The following is a 20,053-nucleotide window of genomic DNA, read 5'->3' on the forward strand; positions in this document are numbered from 1 at the left end:
CTCAGCTATCTGTTGCTTTACGGCTGGCAGTGTTTTGAGCGGGCGGGCACGGTGCCGGTACGTGACGTGCATCCCGCTGTGGAGCGGGCCGCCCGCCTGCTGCGCGACGAGGACAATACGTTGAACCTCGATGAATTGGCGCGGCGGTCTGGACTTTCGGCGGCACGGCTCAGCCGCTTGTTTAAGCAGCAAACCGGCTTTGCGATGGTTGATTTCCGCAATCGTCAGAGGATCGATCGTTTTCTGGATATCTATGGTAACGGGCAACGGCAGACGATGCTCGACGCCGCCCTGGAGGCTGGGTTCGGTAGCTATCCCCAGTTTCATCGCGTCTTCCGGCGAATCATGGGGTGCGCTCCAGGAGAATATCGCCGTGGTGATGCGAGCTGACAGACGGCAGGTAGCCAACGGTTCCTGACGGCATTGCACTGTTCATCGTGATGGCCAAGCTGGCACAATGGTGCTGTCTGAACCGACCTTGCAATGGCAGAGAACTCCGGCTCAACCTTGTCCCGCTTGACGCATAGGCTTTTGCTGGTTGCCCTACTGGCTGTGGTGACCGCGACCTACGCGAACCACTTTCACAACGGCTTCCACTTCGACGACGCTCACGCCGTTGTCGATAATCCCTCTGTCCGCAGTCTTACCAATCTGCCCCGTTTCTTCAGCGATGCAACCACGTTTAGCGTATTGCCGGCAAACCGTACCTACCGCCCGTTTGTTTCGGCATCGCTGGCTTTGGACTACGCGCTTGGCCGCGGGTATGTGCCCTTCTGGTTCCACTTCTCTACCTTTATCGTCTTCCTGCTGCAGCTTACGGGAATGTATCTGTTCTATGTAGCCGTACTAAGGCGGATCCGGCCTGCGGCGGAGTATGAGACCGGCAACCGGATCGCATCCCTTCTGGCGGTAGCCTGGTATGGACTTCATCCCGCGATTGCGGAGACTGTTAACTACATCATTCAGCGGGGCGATGTCTTCAGCACTGCCGGAGTTGTGGCGGCACTTGCCCTCTATGCTCGTTTTCCAAGGATCCGCAGGCGCGGGCTGTATCTGCTCCCGTTCGCCATCGGACTTCTCAGTAAGCCACCGGCCGTTGTCTTTCCGTTTCTGCTATGGCTCTATGTAGCATTCTTCGAGCCAGCCCGCGAACGCAGGTTGTATCGCTCTTTCCTGGCCGCTCTTCCATCGCTGGCGGTCTGTATCGTGCTTCTGATCTTCGAGTCGTTGATGACACCGAAGAGCTATGCACCTTCGATCCTGTCGGCAGCCGACTACCGGATGACGCAGCCGTTCGTACTGCTGCGTTATTTCGGTTCGCTCTTTCTACCGCTTCATCTGAATGTCGATACCGATCTGACGGCTTTTCATACCTTTAATGCGGCATTTGAGTCTCAGCTGCAACGTATGTCGCAGCTTCAGGCCACCCGTCACGTTGCGTTTGCCGGTGTCCTGGTGCTGCTGGCGGCGTATGCATTCGGAACATATCAACGGAACAGGGTCTGGCGTACCGATGAGTCTCTCTGGAAAGATGATGTTGCGAAGAGTCCTCACAATGGCCGCGGGCTGATGAACTATGGGCTTACGCAGATGGCCAAGGGCGCCTATCCCGAGGCCCTGGATTCGTTTCAGCGAGCGTTGCTCTATACGCCTGATTACTCGACGCTGGAGATCAACCTGGGCGTACTCTATGGCGTCATGTTCCAGGCGAAAGAAGCGGCGCAGCATTTTCAACGAGCGATTCAATTGGCCCCCGGTAGCGATGAGTCTCATTATTTCTATGGGCGCTGGCTCTATCAGAGTGGAGATCTGCCGTCTGCCGTCCGCGAATTGGAGACCGCAACGCGCTTGAATCCATCCAGGCAGGCTGCGCAGTCGCTGCTCACGGTTGCACAGGCGACCGGCAATACGGTGAACTACTGGGTGGATGCATCGCTCTATCAGTATCGAAGCGGTAATTACGCGGCATGCATTGCAGATGCCCAGAAGGCGTTGGACATCCAACCTAATACGGCGCCGGCGTATAACAATATCGGCGCAGCCTATGCTGCGCTACAGCAATGGGATCTCGCTATTCAGAATGAGCGTGAAGCCTTGCGCATCGATCCTTCGTTCGCCGTGGCGAAGAATAATCTAGAGGCCTACACGCGGCAGGTCGCACCGTCTTCTCCCAAGACGGCTGAGGATTGGCTGAATCTTTCGCTGCATGACAATCAAGCCGGCCTCTTTCAGAAGAGCATTCAGGATGCGCGCGAGGCGCTCAAGCTACGTCCAGATTATGCGGAAGCGTACAACAATATCGCGGCAGGGTACGAGGGACTCCACGACTGGGACCGTGCGATTGAAGCTGCGCAGAAGGCAGTGAGCCTGAAGCCCGATTTTCAATTGGCAAAGAACAATCTCGCCTGGGCGCAGCAACAACGCAGTGTTCAGCCGCGTTGATCGTTTCCGAAGACAAGCAGCCGCTGTGCTGAGAAGCTCAGGAGAAAGAGCACACTCTCGACAAGGATCTTGGTGAGGACGACGTTCCAGCCAAACCCCTCAGAGAGTCCACGAATGCCTTCATACGAGATGGCTGCCAGCAGAATCGCCAGAAGGTAGTAGCGCCACAGAGTCGAGGCGACTGATCGATGGCTCTGAAAGACGAGCTTTCGGTTCAATGCAAAGTTAACGAGAGAACTCAGCCGTCCGGCGATCATGGCAGTGAGCACGTTGTGTGTCAGCCAGAAAGCAAAGGTAAAGAACACCAGATCGAGACCCGCGGAGATAAGCGACGACGCGAAGAAACGCAGCAGCACAAAATAGATGCGCATCGAATCGCGAAGAGGCTGAAAGCTGGAGGAGCGATTCCCGTCGATATAGATCGTTTGAATCGGGATTTCGACAGGGTAAATACCTTTTGAGCTCAGGTGAGCGAGCACGGTCATCTCGTATTCGTAACGCTCCCCTGGAAGAGCCAGAAGCTCGGGCAGCAGTGCCGAGGAAAAGGCACGTAGTCCGGTCTGTGTATCGGTGACCTTGTGCCCGCTGAAAAAATGAAAGACGACTCGGGTCAAACTATTGCCTAATCGGCTGCGAAGCGGAACATCGCCGGCGAAGGCGCGGCAGCCCAAAACCGCTGTTCGCGGACGAGTGCCCAGGGCCTCTGCGACGCGCACAATGTCGCTTACCGTATGCTGGCCATCTGCATCGGCAGTAATCAAGCCTGAGAAGCCGGTCAGCTTGTCGAGAAAGAAGTTGATGCCTGTCTTCAGGGCTCGTCCTTTGCCAAGATTGACGGCGTGGCGCAGGAGATGAACCTGAGGGATCTGCTGCAACGCAGCGAAGGCGGGATGGTCCGTGGCGGACATGCCGTCATCGACGACAATAATCGCCCCAAACCCCGCTTCGCTGAGTTCGTGAATCATGGGGGCAAGACCAGGCTCCAGCCGGCGCGCGGGTACAAGGACAGCCATCTGTGTAAGATCGGCCGCGGTCATTTGGTCTCGGGTTTCCTCGGTGTGGGCGTTTGCCGTTGTTTCGCAATCTCCTCATTTGCCCATGCGATGTTGTTCTGTGCGAGGGCGAGGGTGGGATTCAATTGCAAGGCCTTTCTGAACCAGTCCAGCGCCTGCTTCGGGTCGTGCTGGAACATGTAGGCGGTACCAATATTGTTGGCAGCCAGTGGACCCTGTGTGTCATGTGGAGGAACGCGCCGCCACGCGGCGATGGCCTGAGCGTAGTCGCCGAGATGGAGCAAATTGAGGCCCTCTTCCAGATAGAAAGCTGAGTCTCTTTTGGCAGGCGCGGTCTGCTCCTGATCGGCCAGAATCTTTTGCGTTTTACGAACCTCACCTTGCGCCCATGCGAGATTATTGCGAGCCAACTGGAAGTCCGGTTGTATGGCGAGCGCTTTTCCGCAGTCCTGGATGGCAATGTTGTAAGACATCAGCATCGTGTTGGCTGCGCAAAGATTGTTCCAGGCGACGGCATTCCGCGGATCTGATGCGACCACTGATTCCAGGAGAGGAATCGCCTTACCGGGCTGATTGGCTTGGATCAGGTGAAGGGCCTGGTCGATGCGAGCAGCGACGGATTCAGACATTGGATCGGTGGGAGCACTCTTTGGCGCGAGACGGAGTTCCTGGGTTGAAGCCTGTGTCCGGTCTGGGAAGAGGTAATAGCCGGTGAGGTAGTATGCCGGCCATACGAGTAAGACAGCGGCCACGGCGAGAGCACGCAGCCACTCGGAGTTCCACGAACCGAATTTGCCGGGTGTGTTCATATCCGAGGGAACGTTGCCATCCTTATCTTGGATTGGAAGCGGCAGGCTGAGCCGGAGGCTCGCCGAGAACCGGTCTCAACGCGAGGTCCTGCATCCCTGTATTGAGCAGGGAGTCGCGGGCGAAGTTTACGTCGCGTAATGCTGCTACTCCGAGGACGACACTTAGGATGCCCCATGCAAGCGGACTGCCGAGCGGTCGCATCATGCGATGGAGCTGTACGGTTATCCAGCCGCATCCTGCACCGGAAAGCGTACAAAGCGCGGAGTAGATGGGAGCGGTGTACCGCAGGTTCATCCGCTCGGAGACGATCTGTGCCAGCAGCAACACGATGCAGTATCCCGCGAGTACCAATGGCAGACCTGCCGCGCTCAGGCTTCGGAACGTTACAGCGCGGTAGATCGCGATCACCATACCTGCAAGTGCGCCGAGAGCCACCAGGGGGCAAACTCGAACGATGGCTGCGGGCAACATCCAGGCTGGACCCACGCTATAGGTTTGGTCGTATACATTCATGGCGGAGACGTTCTCTGCAATCCGCTGAAGGGCCATATATTTTCCCAGCCCCCCGAAGATGGATGCCAGGATGGCTGCCGTGACCATCATTGCCGCACCCAAGCTTACCGCGGTGCCAACAACCGTGGCACGATCTTTTCGTAGAATTGCCGCTCCTAACAGGCCCATCGTGCAGAGCAGGAAGGCGATGCCGATGTTCTCCTTGGTCGTGAGCGACAGTACGCCGCCGATGATGAAGGCGACATACGCACACAGGCGCGGCAAGCCACGTAATCTCGGAAGCTCGACTGCTAAAACAAGCAAAATGGTTGCGAGCAGCGAGATGATGGCTTCCTGCCAGGCTCGCCGCCCGGTCATCAACTCAAATGGAAGAACGGCATAGAACAGGACTGCGATCACTGCCGCTGTGGGTGAGAGATTGCGGCACGTAGCGAAGGCTACGAGGATCAGGGTCGCAATACTCGCGAGGAGTGAAACCTGCGCGCCGGCGAGTACCGTGCGGTTTCCGGTTATGCCCATATATCCCGCGAGGATTCCGAGATACCCAACACGCACCGGGGATGGAGCCATGCCGACTTCCATCGGGTTGCGAACGAGTTCCCCGCCGAGCATGCGAAGGCCGGAGAAACCCTGTTCCAGCAGGACGTTTGCCTGCCGCGTATAGGTTCTCTCGTCAGGGCTGCGAGCGATCCCAGGCTCAAAAGAAGAAACGCGAAGCAGGATTCCGGCACACACGATGACGAAGATCAGCCAGCCGGTAACGGATGAGATCTTTGCGTCCCGATCATCGGCACGAACCTCGGCGGGCGGAGTTGCCTGCAACGGCCCGGAGGGGGAACGCTGGCTCTTGTCGATAGGCATCGTGCGGTGTGCAGCCTCTGGCCCTGGAATCGAATACGTCAGCCATTATCACCCAGGTCCGGCTACATTCTCCCGATGCCGCAGCAGAGCGCATTGGGATCCGGAGTTTGATTATGCCTTGGCTTCTCTCGGGAATGCTTTGTTGACAGCCATCAGTTGATCGAGAAAGACATCCCGGATGGTCCCGTCAAGCGCCACCGGGACATCCCAGGTGACGGAGCCACCGGCGTTCAGGATATTTCCCGTGAAAGCCACCACCTGCTCGGAAGTGAAGCGGGGTGCACCGGAGCCCCACTTCTCGCCGAGAAAGCTGAGCATTTGGAGCTGTGTTCCATCAACCTGCCCCTTTTCGGCTCGGCGGATGGCGACAAGTTCTGGTTTGTCGATCTCTCCGGCAGTGAAATCTTCTTCAGGAGTTACCGATAGAAAGCGATAGAGCACGCCGGGATTGAATGAGACGCAGGAAGCAGCATTTCCGGCCCGGGCGGCTGCTGCGAAGCTGGTGAAGTTGGGTGCGTCTGCGCTGCGATACATCGTATTTGGGAAGTAGCAACCATCGAACCACCAGCCGGAGACCTTCTGTCCCCACCGGCGAGACCACTCCTCAATAATCTGCTGCCACTTGCGTTGGAAGTTCTTGTTCGCATGTGGCCCGTTTGCCCACTCCAGAGCCGCAACGGCGGCCTTGTCCTGCGCGGGTGCACCGGAAGGCAGGTACACCATTAATTTGATGTCATGCCGGCTGAGCGGCTCATAAAGGTCGGCTACCAGGTCGCGATGCGAGCAATTACTCGGACTGTTACCCACAATCCTGTCATAGGCTGCGTTGGGTGAGAGATAGTAGCCGGAGTTCTGGCCGATGCTGATCTGATAGCGTCCCGCGCCGACGGAATGGAGACGTTTTGCCATCGCCTCTACATCGAACCCATTTACCAGCTTGTTCCAGAGCTCGACGGTCATCTCAAGCTTGTGATCGCGCGCCTGCCAGTCTGACAGATAGTGCGTCATCACTCCCCAGCGGTAACGCTGGTCCTGCATCCATGAGGCCCGGCCGGTGAGAGGGGCAGCTTCTTTTTGTGCCGGCTGTGAGGCATGGAGCGACAGTGATCCTGCAGCAAGGGCAGCACCGCTGCTTACGAGGAAGTTACGGCGCGTGATGTCCATCTTGCTCCTTTGCGGACGTTATGAATCAACGCGGGTGAACTGACCCACTATGGACCCCATGTAGATTGCCCGTCAATCCTCCTGTGAAAAATATATTTCACAAGTGAAATTATGGCGTGATAGGCTGTGTGCGCTCAGAAGAGTAAGGAGTTGTGTGTGCGCATGATGTTCCGCGTTCGAGGTGCTATGGGTATGCGAGGTTTTGTCCGGTCCGTCTGCTGTTCGTCCGCCATGGTTCTGGCGCTGCATGCTGTGGGGTACGCGCAGCACATGACGCCGGATGAAGCGCAGCGGCAACTGGATACAGGCAATGAGCCGATGAAGGTCGGCGATGCCGCTCCTAAGGATGCCGCCGCCGTCAAAGATGCGACTTCAGGCTGGTATGCAGCCTCGCTGGAGACGAGGGAGCAGCGGCTGGAATGGTGGAGGGAGGCCCGCTTTGGCTGCTTTGTCCACTGGGGCGCCTACTCCGTTCTGGGGGGAGAGTGGAAGGACCGTCCGAACCCTGGATATGCAGAGCACATCATGCGGGTGAACCGCATTCCGGTTGAGACCTACAAAAACGAAGTTGCGGCCAGATTCCATCCGGATGCATACGACGCAAAATCGTGGGTACGGCAGATGAAGGCCGCCGGTATGCGGTATGTCATCATCACGTCGAAGCACCACGACGGGTTCGCGATCTGGCCTTCGGAGGTGAACAAGTACAACATCCGCGATGTTGCGCACTTCCAGCGTGATCCTTTGAAAGAGCTTGTGGATGCTGCCCGGGCAGAAGGTCTGCACGTCGGCTTCTATTACTCGCATGCCTTCGATTGGGAAGACCCCAATGCTCCAGGGAACGACTGGGACTATACGAATCCCGCCGGCGATAAGGGACTCTTTGGTGGGCTCAACTGGTACAACGCCCATCCGGAGCTGGTTGCCAAAGTTGATAAGTACATCGATGGAAAAGCGATTCCCCAACTGAAAGAGCTCATTGCCAGATATCACCCGGACATCCTCTGGTTCGATACCCCCAGCAAGCTGCCTTTCTACGAGCAGGCGAGGATTGTGAAGGCGGTCCGCGAGGCTGATCCCAATGTGGTGATCAACGGACGCGCCGCACGGACCAAAGGCGTGAATCTCGGAGACTACCTGGACACGGCCGATCGTCCTGAGGAATTGCGGCCGACTCCGGGAGACTGGGAGGCAATTCCGACAACGAACGAGTCGTACGGTTACGACAAGCTGGACCCGGTTCATAAGCCGGTACCGTACTTCATCCAATTGCTGGCGAAGACCTCCGCAAAGGGCGGCAACATTCTGTTGAACATCGGACCGAAGGGAGACGGAACCATCGACCGGCCGGACGCGGAGATCCTGGCTGGTATCGGAAAGTGGATGGCGGTGAATGGAGAAAGCATTCACGGTACGGAAAGGACTCCCTTGGACCGGCAGGCTTGGGGGGATTCCACCGTTAAAGGAAATACCTTGTACCTGCACGTCATGAACTGGCCGTCCGACGGAAAGCTTGTGGTTGGAGGGCTAACCTGCAAGGTGACGGAGGCCTATCTGCTGAGCGATAGCGCAAAGCATTCCTTGAAGACCGCGGTGGAAGGAAACGACCTGCTGGTGCATGTTCCGGCAACAGCTCCGGACCCGGTCGATACCGTAATCGTGCTCAAGACCGATGGTCCTGTTCGTGGGCAGATGGGACGGCTACTGCAGGCGACGTCAGGGCCGAACCGGCTTCTGGGCTTCGATGCTGCCTCGCATGGAAATGGCTTTGTCTACGGCGACGGTAAGACCGCACAGTACTTCGTGGATGGGCTGGAGAAAGCGGGGAACTCTCTGACCTGGAACGTCCGTTCGGACAAGCCGCGGCGGTATGAGGTTGAGGTGAAGTACTCGACCCCGAAGGGCTCCAATCCCACAGGAGAAAAGTTCGTGGTCAAGATGGGCGACCATGTTCTGACCGTTCCCATGGAAGCGACCCCCGGTCCGAAGCAGATCAAGACCGCAAATGCCGGAACATTTGAGATCGCATCAGGAAACCTGCAGGACATCACCGTTACCGCGGAAGGGTCTGCGGAACCCGTGCATTTCTTTGAGTTGAATCTGAAGCCGGTGAAGTAGAAGAAACCGGGCCTGGTCGTTGCAGAGCCTTGCGGGGCTGTGATGACCAGGCTAGAGCATTTCCCTGTTGCTGGGTAGCCCGGAAGGGAAGTGCAGCGGCGTTTCCATTGCGGAAAACGCCCATAGATACGGAAGCCCTACTCTACACCGACAGGGAAAATGCTCTATTCCTTTTTCTCCCTGAATCTTTTCGCTTTCAGCCGGTTGCCGCACAGCTTCATGTCGCACCATCGTCTTGAGCGGTTCTTACTGATATCGAGAAACAGCCAGCGGCACTCCTGGTTGCTGCATGCTTTGAGCGTGCTCATGTGATTGGACGTCAGCAGCGTTACAGCTTCGACGGAGAGCTTCCAGAGTGGGAGCTCTATTGCATCTGCCGATTTTGGGCTCCACATCCATACCAAACGGTTCTCCTGCCGCCCCAGTTCCCGTTCGCGCTGGGCGGACGCCACATAGGCGTGCAGGGTGGCAACGGCTGCCGCCGCAGGAGATTGCAGGTCCAGAATGTCGTAGAGGATGGCTGCGAGCGTCTCTCGTAACCTTCTGCTTGCGGTCAACACTTGCTGTCCTGCGCCTGGAGTCCCATTTGCGCGGATGCGGGAGACCTCCGAGCGGTTCAACAAGCCGCACTGGGCGGTAAACCGCAGAAGATCTCCATAGTCTTTGATCAGTTCTTCCGCTCCCGACGGCCGAAAGCGCCAGTCAAGCGTATTCACGAAATCGAGGATCGGATGTCCGCCGACCATCTGGAAAGGGACATGTCCTGATTTTTTCTCTGAACCCGGTGCCTGCACGAAGATATCGTACCTCTGAAAAGAGGGTATCGATAGTAACCGGTGTGTGCTATTTTGACGGTTATGGGTGATACGTCGTTCTTATCGGCTTTTACTGTTGGGGATGCCGCGAAACAGCCACGTGGAAATCCGTATGCTCCGCTTCTGGTGCAGGCTGCGGCATATGCCCAGACATACCTCTCAACGATCAATGACCGTCATGTCGGTATTCCCGAAGCAGCGTTTCAGGCAATGCATGTGTTGGGAGGTGAGATGCCGGAAGAGGGGCAGGCGGCGGAAGCGGTGCTGCGTCTGCTGGATGAAGCCGGTTCGCCGGCCACGATGGCGGTGATGGGTGGCCGCTTTTTCGGTGGAGTGATCGGCGGGTCCATTCCGGTAACGGTTGCCGCGCACTGGCTGGCGGATGCATGGGACCAGAATGCGTGTCTTTGTGAGCTGTCTCCTGTCTCGGCCTATCTCGAAGAAGTGGTACTCGCATGGCTGATCGATCTTTTTGAGTTGCCTGTGGATTCAGGTGGAGCGCTGGTAACGGGAACGCAGATGGCCGATGTGACGGCGCTTGCCGCGGCCCGGCACGCGTTGCTTCAAGGCGTTGGATGGGACGTAGAAGGCGATGGCATGTTCGGCGCGCCGCCCATCGCGGTGATTGTGGGCGAGGAAGTGCATGCCACCATGCTGAAGGCGCTTGCCCTGCTGGGTTTTGGCCGGGAGCGCGTCCATCGAGTGCCAGTGGACAACCAAGGTAGGATGCGTGCTTCGCTGATCCCGCGGATCGAAGGGCCAGCAGTGATCTGCGCACAGCTTGGGAATGTCAACTCGGGGGCCTGCGATTCCATTGCGGAGGTCTGTGAGATTGCAAAGGCAACTGGCGCATGGGTTCATGTTGACGGAGCGTTCGGGCTCTGGGCGAAAGCTACGCCGAAGCGAAGTCATCTTGCGCACGGTCTGGAGCAGGCGGATTCATGGGCGACCGACGGCCATAAATGGCTCAACACGCCGCAGGACTGCGGCATCGCAATTGTCCGCGACAAAGAGGCGCTGCGGAGAGCGATGGCGATCTCCGCGGCCTACTATGGGCCGCTATCTAAACGGGAGCCGATGCAGTGGTGTCCGGAGTCTTCCCGCCGCGCACGTGCGGTGGAGTTGTGGGCCGCCTTGCGCAATCTTGGCAGAAAGGGCATCGCCGCACAGATCGAACGTACCTGTAGCCATGCCGAAGCGTTTGCAGAAGGCCTGCGCAAGGGAGGACTTCGGGTTCTGAACGATGTGGTCCTGAACCAGGTGATGGTTTCTTTCGGCTCTGACGAAGTGACAGAACGGGTGATCGACAAGGTGCAGCGCGATGGCGTTTGCTGGTGTGGAGGGACGGTCTGGAAAGGACAGAAGGCGATGAGGATCAGTGTTTCGTCCTGGGCAACGACTGAGGAGGATGTGCGGATGAGTATCGCAGCCATCCTGCAGGCCTATGAACGAGAGACCTGCAGGATGTTGTAACTCCGGGTCTTACTTCAACGGAATATCAATGACCTCAATCGTGTTTGCAGGCACGTCGTGAGAGAGTTGTGGCTTCCAGGTCGCACTCGACTTCACCGGCTTGATGACGTCAGGGTGTTCGATGGTGTTTGTGATCCAGCGGCTGGCTCCGTGCAGGGTATAGACCGTAGCGCTGCCTGACGCGGCATTGGGAATCTCGAGCGTAAGCGGTTGAGCCGAGCTCGATCCGTTAACCAGTTTGAGGTGGAGGACTTTTTCCGCAGTGGAAACGGTGGCCGACCAGAAGAAGCGTGGGTTCTCCCCGCTCGCTGTGGTCTTCACCGTGTGGTCGCCCAAATGGTTTGCGAAGAGGACCTGGGCATAGTACGAAGGTGATCCATAGGAGCGTATGGCATCGTAGCCGATCAGGTCAGACGACCATTGCATACCGCCTGGATTGACGTTGACCATCAGCGGGGCATATGCGGCCATGACGATCAGGTCGCTATTTCGTTCCATGCCCGCCATGAAGGCGGCGTCTCCGAGCGCGGCGCCGAAGTCGGGTGTTGGGGATCCAGTGCGCGTGGCCCACTCTCCCACGAAGATCTTCGGGCCCTTGCGGTCCGCGTCGTCGTATTTGTGGACCAGGAGGAACATCTCCTCCGGATTCCTGTAGTAATGGTCGTCCTGCACATCAGGATCTCCCTTGGTGTTGGGCGCCGTTGAGATCAGTTTGTATTGGGGGTATTTGGCACGGATCGCCTTTGCGAAGGCCTGGAAGCGTTCGTCATAGGAACCGGATTTATCGAAGTAATCTTCGTTGCCGATCTCGATGTAGTGCAGCGGGAAGGCCGCGGGATGGCCGTTCTTTGCCCGGACCGCGCCCCACTTGGTGCTGGTGTCGCCGGTGACGTACTCGATCTCGTCGAGAGCATCCTGGATGAATGGCTCGAGGTCCTTTCCGGTGACGTGTTCTCCTTTGAGGGAGTAGCCGGCGTAGACGGCCAGTACGGGCTCGATCTTCAGGTCTTCACACCACTCTAGAAACTCGAGCAGGCCCAGGCCGTCGGATGAGGTGTAGTTCCATGGGCTTCGGTGCGTAGGACGATCGACGAGAGGGCCGATGGTCTCCTTCCAGTTGAAGCGCTCCTTGATAGTGTCGCCTTCAAGATAGTTCCCACCGGGAAGCCGCAGAAAGTTTGGCTTCATTGCGGCCATGAGCTCCATCAGGTCGGGACGGTTTCCATTGGCGCGATTGTGATACGTCGGGCCCATCACCGAAACCAGCTGCAATGAGACTGTGCCGGGTTGGTCGAACAGAATCTCAAGGTGAWGCTGTGCGGAGGCGGCGATTCCAGACTTCGAGGTCATCTTGAACTCGTATTGCTTCCATGCTGCGCCACTCAAATCTGCTGTGGCCTCCGCAACAGCTTCACCTGTCTGATCGGCGATCAGGCGAATATGCGCTTTCATGGGGGATTCAGCCTTTGCATAGAGTCCGCCGGCGTAGGTGGTGGATGGTTTGACTCCCATCCCCCAGAAACCGGTATTTGCCACGCCTGCTTCATCGCCGGCGCCATGGACCTTGATGGTCACTTTCATGCTTGAGCTAAGTGCCGCCCCGGGGCCATCCAACCCCGCGTCGATCTCAACCTCACCATTGCCGCGAGAGGCCGGCAGCCAGGAGGCGAAGCTTTTGCCCCGGTGCTGGAAGGTGCGGTTGCGAATCAGCTCTGCATAGAGGCCGCCGTCATACGAGTAGTTGATCTCCTCTGTCATCAGGCCATAGAGGGTGGGGCTGACGGGAGAGAGGATTGCGTCGGTTTCGACTTTGAGGGTTGGGCTCTGTGCGGATATCTGGCTGGAACCGAGACCAAGAAACACGGAGGCGATGAGCGGCGTGAGAACTGTCCTGGCGAGGGGGTTCATGCTGTCTCCCGTTAGATTTGGGTCGTRGATCTTTGGGGTAAACGTTTTCTAGAAAGACGACGATACGAGCCGCCATTAGCCTTGTCAAGCAACCCTTTTCTGCGGCTGCCTAGGATTGGCATCGAATGGGCCTACCAATAGATAAGGCGCTCGCACCTGTTGCAGGGCTGGGCTCGTATCTACGAACGAAAAAATGGAACCCGCCTGCCGTGGCTGGAGCAGAGGGCTGCGATCCGCGAAAATCCTTGGGTTTTATCCATCCAGAGTCGCAGGTGAACTGTGGATGATTGGCTAAGAGCTCCTTGTTCCCGGCTGACAAAAGGCCCGCTTCGAAAACTCCCGTTGACACCTTTTCTTCAAAGGTACAACGGATTGAGGTGCAGGTCGCGCAGATCGTTCGCCAGGACTTCAGTCTTAAGATCGGCTCAACCAGCGAGACGATTGAGGTGAGCACCACTGCTCCGCTGTTGAGCACGGACAGTGCAACAGTCGGACAGGTGATCACGAATAAGCAGTTGACGGAGCTTCCGATCAACGGGCGAGGATTCTATCGTTTGGCATCTCTGACTCCGGGAGCGGCGCTGTTGCCGCCTACAGGGAATTCGCTTGCCATCCGTCCGGAGGTTGTGAACGGAAACGTTATCAGCGGAATCCGCGGCAGCGCTACCTCGTTTCTACTGGATGGCAACGATGTGAGCGAACAGCACCAGGGCGGAACCTTCATTCAAACATCCATTGATGCGCTGCAGGAGTTTTCTGTGCAGCAGAGCCCGTACTCCGCTGAATATAACCGTGGCGGCGCCTTCTTCAACGCAACGGTGAAATCCGGAACCAATCGTTTCCATGGTGGATTGTTTGAGTTCCTGAGAAACGAGAAGCTCGATGCACGTAACTTCTTTTCTCCTACCCGGGCAATCCTGAAGCGCAATCAGTTCGGAGCCTCGCTTGGCGGGCCTCTCTTCATCCCGAAGTTTTACAGTGGCCGGGATCGCACCTTCTTCTTCGTCAACTATGAAGGGCAGCGGCTGCGCAACGGCCTGGTGGTCAACATGATTGTTCCCTCCGATGCGCAACGCTCCGGGAACTTCGGCTCGAAGACGATTCGGGATCCGCAGACTGGACTGCCGTTTACAAGCAATACGATTCCCACGAACCGTCTTTCGTCCCAGGCATTGGCCATTCAGCAGTACATCCCGCGGCAGAACACCTCTTCGGGAACCTTTGCCGCCGTACCCTCGCAGGCAATCGACTTCGATCAGTACATCGTGCGGCTTGATCATCAAGTGACGGCGAAGAACCGTCTCTTTGCGCGCTGGGTATATGTGACGAACCATGAGGTCGATCCGAACAATGCGCCCGCGCTGGGGACAGCCAATCTGACCTCGATCGGACAGGATATTGCGGCGGGGCTGATCACGAATTTCGGGTCGACGATGGTGAACGAGATTCGCTCGCACTTCCTGCCCAGCCATGTGCGGCTGCAGGCGTTTTTGCAGGGGCCGGACTTCAACGCAAAGTTTGGCGTCACCGGGTTAAGTGAGACGCTGAGGGATGGAAAGAGCTCATTCCCTGACTACAGTTTCAGTGGATATTCCTCCATCCAGGGATCGACCTTCGACCAGCGTCCGAAGTCGCAGGATCGCAAGGCATGGGAGATCAGCGATAACTTCACCATCTTGAAGGGAAAGCAATCCATCAAGATGGGCACGCTGGTCCGCTACTACCAGTGGCTAGGCTATGACAGCCAGATCTACGCCGGCTCTTTCGGTTTCAGCGGAAGCGCCAGCGGAGACGCCTATGCAGACTTTCTGCTGGGCCTGCCGAATACTGGAAGCCGCGCCTTCCCCGCGATCAACTTCGGAGGGCGGGTCTGGTCGAAGCAGTTCTATGTGCAGGACGACGTCCGCCTGGGACGGCTGACGCTGAACCTCGGCCTTCGCTATGAGTACACACCCTGGCTGGATGGCTACAAAGGCCAGGTTGGAACCTTCGATCCATCTCAGTCGAGACCGATCATTGTCTCCGGTGACGGCACCGCACCGGACCTGACGGCGCAGCCTGCAGCCCCTACGGCCTATCAGTTCTTCGGCCAGTACATCCAGACCACGGCACAGGCAAAGCTTCCGAAGAATGCAACCTATACGGACAAGACCCAGTTCGGCCCGAGAATCGGGCTCGCCTATTCCCTGGATAACAAGACCGTGATCCGTGGTGGATTCGGAATGTTCTACGAGCCGGAGGGAACCAGCGGCCGAGTTAACCTGAACACTTTGCCGTTCCGCCTCTCGGAGACGGTAGCGCAGACCCAGTACTCCGTGAATCCAAGGACCCTTGCCGACTACTACCAGGGTTCGAAACTTGGCTCGACGACGGCGAATCCCACCCTGTCGCCTACACGGCTCTATCTAAACATGGGAACAAACATCCACTACAGCCTGAATATTCAGCGGCAGTTTTCGAACCACGATGTCCTGGAGATCGGCTATGTGGGCAATCGCGGAGTCCATCTGAACGGGACGAACGATATCAACATCCCCGCTCCAACCACCGGTACGGCTTCGGTACAGTCTCGCCGGCCGTATCAGCCATGGGGAAATATCACGTACAACACGCAGGATGTCACCAATCACTATGACTCACTGCAGACCAAGTACGAGCATCGTTTCCATGGCGGCTTTAGCCTGCTTACTGCTTATACCTATTCGAAGACATTGCAGTACAACCAGGCCTCTGCGCTTGGTGGCAACTCTGCGTACGAGTATGCGCTTGCTGCTTATGACGTGCCCCATAACCTGGCCATGAGCGGACAGTATGAGCTTCCGTTCGGCCGTGGAAGAAAGATGTTGGGCAATGCGAACGGGTTCGTTGACTCCTTCATCGGGGGATGGCAGGTGCAGGGTATTGTCATTCTGCGCAGTGGAACGCCGTTTACACCGGTTGTGTCGGGTGACGTGGCAAAGACCGGCGTTGGGAGCCAGAGACCGAATCTGAATCCTGCGGGAGGTTCGACGAGCTTTAAGAAATCGCTGACAAAGTGGTTTGATACCTCGCGCTATGTGGTCGCTCCAACCGGAACCTATGGCAATGTGAGAGCCAATACGCAGCGCAGTGACATGTTCCGTCAATACGACGCATCGATCTTCAAGAACTTCGCCCTTCCCGGCGAAAGCATTCTGTCGTTCCGTGCGGAGTTCTTCAATGTGTCGAACACGACCAGCTTTGCAGCTCCGAATGCGACTATCGATGCAACGGCTGGAGGGCAGGTCAGCTCGACTGCGGTGAATCCTCGCAGCATTCAACTCGCACTGAAGTATCGGTTCTAAACCGAAGAAGGCCGCCCGCGATATATGCGGGCGGCCTTCGCGTGGACAACGACTTTTGTCAGGTCGAAGCTTTCAAACGGCGAGGTGCAGCGGTCTTGATGGGCTTTTCTGAAGGACGCTTCGTGCGCAGATGTTCGTGCAGGACGCGTTCCGACTCGCGCTGGCGGCCCCTGAGCAAGAGATTGTTGGCATCGTTCAGGTGGTCCGTCATCAGCTTCTGTGCCAGCTCCGCATCCCGCTGTTTAATCGCGTTGAAGATGGGCTTGTGAAATGCCAGCGTGTGTTCCAGCTCAACCAGCTGTGATGTCACCAGCATGACATTGAGCATGGCCCGGTGGATAAGGTGAAACAGCCGCTCGCTCAAACGATTGCCCGAGGCAATGAAGATGGCTCGATGGAACAACAGGTCCGAAGCGACCATTTGAAAGTGGTCGCCCTTGCTGTTTTCGAAGTCATCGAGAGATTGCTTGAGGAGCGCGATATCGGCCGAGTTGGCATGCTCGGCGGCGCGTGCCGCCAGTGCCGGCTCCATGATCAGACGCATCTCCATCAGCTCCTGCCAGGAGATGTCGTCCAGCAGGAAGAGAAACTCCATCGGTACGGCCAATACGGAAGAAGCGTCGGGATTCAGGTAGCTGCCGTCTCCGACTTTCTGTTGGATGACGCCCATGATCTCCAGGACTTTAAGTGCTTGTCGAAGAGACGACCGTGCAACACCGAAGTGCAGCGCGAGTTCACGTTCAGAAGGCAGCTTCGACCCCGGCGAGAGCAATCCGTCGCTCAGCATTTGCTGAAAACGAAGGATCAGAAGATGAGTGACATCTCCTTTGTCCTTGCCCCCGGGCGTCATCAGAGACAATCTCGTTTTACCGCGTCCACGCATGTCGTAATGGTGCACGAAGAATCCCGGAGCAGCAAGCATTCTTCTGCGAAGACCGGGAAAGAGCTTGACAGGAATTCTCTAATGGTACTACCTTTGGCGCATTCGAATACCTCGCATGAAGGGGATGTAATGCAGCTCAACAAACTCAGCCAGGTGGCTTTTGTGTTGGCGGCGTCTGCCGGTGTCGTGAGTGCTCAGGGTACGGTTCCCGCGCCGTTGCCGGCGTCGAGTGAAAAGCCGGTTGCCATTTCTGTGGATCTATCCAAGCCGGTTGCGCCCAATAAGCCGATCTATAGCTGGTTTGGCTATGACGAGGGCAACTACACCACCATGCGCGATGGGAAGAAACTACTGCGGGAGCTGCGTGACCTTAGTCCGGTGCCGGTCTACATTCGCGCGCATCACCTGTTGACCTCTGGAAATGGAGTAGCGGAGCTGAAGTGGAGCTCGACCAACATCTACAGTGAAGACGCCAACGGGAAGCCAGTTTATGACTTCAAGATCATCGACGGCATCTTCGACGAGTACAAAGCGGCCGGTGTGCGGCCGATGGTGGAACTCGGCTTTATGCCGAAGGATCTGGCAGCGACGCTTCCGGACCGGAAGGAATATCAGGTCCATTATCCGAAGAGCGCCATCTCCGGAGCATCCAACAATCCTCCGAAGGACTACAAGAAGTGGGGCGAGCTGGTGCGTGTGCTGACCGCCCATCTGGTCGAGCGCTACGGCCGTGAGACGGTTCTCCAGTGGTATTTCGAGGTGTGGAACGAGCCCGACATCGACTACTGGCACGCCACCCCCGAGGACTACTGGAAGTTGTATGACTATGCGGTTGCTGGTGTGCGGTCTGCACTGCCCGGCGCCAGGGTAGGTGGCCCTGCGACGACCAGCCCGCGTTCGGACAAGGCGCAGAAGTTTCTACAGAACTTCCTGGAGCATGTGAACACGGGTAAGAGCGCGGCAACGGGTGGCGTGGTGCCTTTGGACTTTATCTCCTTCCACGTGAAAGGGCAGCCCACCATTACCAATGGTCACGTACAGATGGGCATTGATCGGGAGCTGAAGGATGCGGACCGCGGGTTTGCGACGATCGCCTCGTTTGTTAAGTTCAAGAACCTGCCGATCATTCTAAGCGAGGCGGATCCGGAGGGATGCGCGGCGTGCTCCAGCAAGGTCAACCCAGCCAACAACTATCGCAACGGCACGCTCTATCCCGCATATACAGCAGCGGCCTACAAGGCGCTCTTCGAGCTGCAGGACAAGCACAAGGTCAACCTGATCTCGATGCTGAGCTGGTCGTTTGAGTTTGAAGACCGGGAATACTTCGAGGGCTTCCGTTCGCTCTCTTCGAATGGAGTCAACAAGCCCGTTCTCAATCTCTTCCGCATGCTTGCCCTGATGGGGCCCACTCGAGTGGCGACGTCGAGTGACGGAAAGGTACCGCTGGAGAACCTGGTGGCGAGTGGTGTGCGGGAAGCCGCCGATGTCGATGCAATGGCCACGACCGGAACGCGTCGTGCCGATGTGCTGCTGTGGAACTATCATGATGCCGATGAGCCGGCTGCCGCGGCACCGACCAGCGTTTCTATTACCGGACTTCCGGTGACGGCGAAGCGCGTGCTGGTCAAACACTTCCGCATCGATGCCAATCACAGCAATGCATACACTGTGTGGAAGGCGATGGGATCGCCGCAGCATCCGACCTCGGAGCAATATGCCGAGTTGGTGAATAAGGCAGGCCTGCAGCTTCTCGATTCACCTGTCTGGATGGATGTGGTGAACGGACAGATCAAGGTCAGCACGGAGCTGCCGCGCGAGTCCATCTCTCTACTGCAGGTGAGCTGGTAAAGGTAAAGGGCGATGACGATGGCCACGACCATGCGGGGTGAGCGCAACCGTCTGCTGGAGACGCGCTGGTACTACATCGTACTGGTGACGGCGGCCATCGCCGTCAGCTACTTCGATCGGCAGACGATTTCGGTAGCGATTGCCGCCATCCAGCATGTGATACCGATATCAGAGCAGCAGTTTTCCTATCTGCAGACAGCATTTCTACTCGCATATGCGGTGATGTATGTCGCCGGGGGACGGCTTCTGGATCGCATCGGTACGCGGCGCGGATTCCTGCTGATCATGCTGTGGTGGTCGTTGGCATGTGCGCTTCATGGCTTCGCGCGCAACTTCACCTGGTTATTGGGGATGCGGTTCCTGTTGGGCATGGGCGAAGGCGGAGCGTTTCCGGCTGCAACCCGTGTTGTGGCGGAGTGGATGCCGCGAGAGCAGCGTTCGACGGCGATGGGACTGATCAATGCCGGCACGGCCTTCGGCTCCGTATTGGCGCCGCCGTTGATCGGAGCCCTCATCCTCAATACCGGGTGGCGTTCCGTCTTCTTTGTCGCCGGGGCTATCGGTATGGCGTGGACGCTCTGGTGGACACTGAGTTACCGCAATAATCCCGCAACCTTGACGATGAGTACGCAGGATGCTCGCCTGCTCGCGGAGAAGTTGTCGCTGCGTGAGATCGTAGGCGTGCGTAGCGTCCAGGTGCTGGTCTTCGCTAAGTTCATGAGCGATTCGGCATGGTTTTTCCTGCTCTTCTGGTTGCCGAAATATCTCTATGATGCCCGTGGCTTTGATATAAAACACGTCAGTTATTACGCATGGATTCCTTATGCTGCGTCAGGTGTGGGCAGCTTTCTGGGCGGATACTTTTCCGCTCAGCTGTTACGA

The 20,053-nt window shown here is 57.3% G+C and carries 14 protein-coding genes; 7 read left to right on the forward strand and 7 right to left on the reverse strand.

All coding sequences use genetic code 11. The features are described 5' to 3' along the window. Both AB4043_RS02095 and AB4043_RS02100 read left to right on the forward strand, forming a co-directional pair. Positions 1-390 (forward strand): helix-turn-helix domain-containing protein (locus tag AB4043_RS02095; protein WP_442306413.1); only part of this gene is annotated, 390 nt, incomplete at its 5' end. Positions 391-483: 93 nt separating this feature from the next. Beyond that, a complete protein-coding gene (locus tag AB4043_RS02100; protein ID WP_442306414.1) occupies positions 484-2,442 on the forward strand; it encodes a tetratricopeptide repeat protein in 1,959 nt (652 codons plus the stop codon). Here the strand turns inward: AB4043_RS02100 and AB4043_RS02105 are convergent. The 4 genes from AB4043_RS02105 to AB4043_RS02120 form a co-directional block, all read right to left on the reverse strand. Further along, a complete protein-coding gene (locus tag AB4043_RS02105) occupies positions 2,430-3,479 on the reverse strand; it encodes a glycosyltransferase (protein WP_442302376.1) in 1,050 nt (349 codons plus the stop codon). The genes AB4043_RS02100 and AB4043_RS02105 overlap by 13 nt on opposite strands. Beyond that, on the reverse strand, positions 3,476-4,264 hold the full coding sequence (locus AB4043_RS02110; protein ID WP_442302375.1) for a tetratricopeptide repeat protein: 789 nt from the start codon (positions 4,262-4,264) through the stop codon (positions 3,476-3,478). The genes AB4043_RS02105 and AB4043_RS02110 overlap by 4 nt, the downstream gene beginning before the upstream one ends. Before the next feature lie 22 nt (positions 4,265-4,286). Beyond that, on the reverse strand, positions 4,287-5,639 hold the full coding sequence (locus AB4043_RS02115; RefSeq protein ID WP_442302374.1) for a hypothetical protein: 1,353 nt from the start codon (positions 5,637-5,639) through the stop codon (positions 4,287-4,289). Positions 5,640-5,750: 111 nt separating this feature from the next. After that, a complete protein-coding gene (locus AB4043_RS02120; protein WP_442302373.1) occupies positions 5,751-6,803 on the reverse strand; it encodes a hypothetical protein in 1,053 nt (350 codons plus the stop codon). Positions 6,804-6,995: 192 nt separating this feature from the next. Between AB4043_RS02120 and AB4043_RS02125 the strand changes: the two genes are divergently transcribed. Beyond that, positions 6,996-8,921 (forward strand): alpha-L-fucosidase, encoded by a 1,926-nt coding sequence (locus tag AB4043_RS02125; protein ID WP_442302372.1) that lies wholly within the window; start codon positions 6,996-6,998, stop codon positions 8,919-8,921. Between the two features lie 164 nt (positions 8,922-9,085). Here AB4043_RS02125 and AB4043_RS02130 read toward each other — a convergent pair whose 3' ends face one another. Then, a complete protein-coding gene (locus AB4043_RS02130; RefSeq protein WP_442302371.1) occupies positions 9,086-9,667 on the reverse strand; it encodes a CGNR zinc finger domain-containing protein in 582 nt (193 codons plus the stop codon). Between the two features lie 111 nt (positions 9,668-9,778). Here AB4043_RS02130 and AB4043_RS02135 point away from each other — a divergent pair, with 111 nt between their 5' ends. Further along, positions 9,779-11,209, forward strand: a complete 1,431-nt coding sequence (locus tag AB4043_RS02135; RefSeq protein ID WP_442302422.1) for a pyridoxal phosphate-dependent decarboxylase family protein — start codon at positions 9,779-9,781, stop codon at positions 11,207-11,209. A gap of 9 nt (positions 11,210-11,218) precedes the next feature. On the opposite strand, the gene AB4043_RS02140 is transcribed toward AB4043_RS02135, so the two are convergent. Further along, the gene (locus tag AB4043_RS02140; protein WP_442306415.1) at positions 11,219-13,117 is read right to left on the reverse strand and encodes an alpha-L-arabinofuranosidase C-terminal domain-containing protein; all 1,899 of its coding nucleotides are present in this window, start codon (positions 13,115-13,117) and stop codon (positions 11,219-11,221) included. Between the two features lie 377 nt (positions 13,118-13,494). On the opposite strand from AB4043_RS02140, the gene AB4043_RS02145 reads away from it, so the two are divergent. Beyond that, complete coding sequence (locus AB4043_RS02145; protein ID WP_442306416.1) at positions 13,495-16,440, forward strand: hypothetical protein; 2,946 nt, start codon at positions 13,495-13,497, stop codon at positions 16,438-16,440. A 58-nt stretch (positions 16,441-16,498) separates the two neighbouring features. On the opposite strand, the gene AB4043_RS02150 is transcribed toward AB4043_RS02145, so the two are convergent. Continuing rightward, positions 16,499-17,362, reverse strand: a complete 864-nt coding sequence (locus AB4043_RS02150; RefSeq protein WP_442302368.1) for a FadR/GntR family transcriptional regulator — start codon at positions 17,360-17,362, stop codon at positions 16,499-16,501. Between the two features lie 90 nt (positions 17,363-17,452). Here AB4043_RS02150 and AB4043_RS02155 point away from each other — a divergent pair, with 90 nt between their 5' ends. Both AB4043_RS02155 and AB4043_RS02160 read left to right on the forward strand, forming a co-directional pair. Further along, positions 17,453-19,171, forward strand: coding sequence for a GH39 family glycosyl hydrolase (locus AB4043_RS02155; protein ID WP_442302367.1), 1,719 nt, complete (start codon positions 17,453-17,455; stop codon positions 19,169-19,171). 12 nt (positions 19,172-19,183) lie between these two features. Continuing rightward, on the forward strand, positions 19,184-20,053 hold an 870-nt coding region (locus tag AB4043_RS02160), incomplete at its 3' end, for an MFS transporter (protein ID WP_442306417.1).

This window comes from Terriglobus sp. YAF25 (genome assembly GCF_052113305.1).
Taxonomy (GTDB): domain Bacteria; phylum Acidobacteriota; class Terriglobia; order Terriglobales; family Acidobacteriaceae; genus Terriglobus.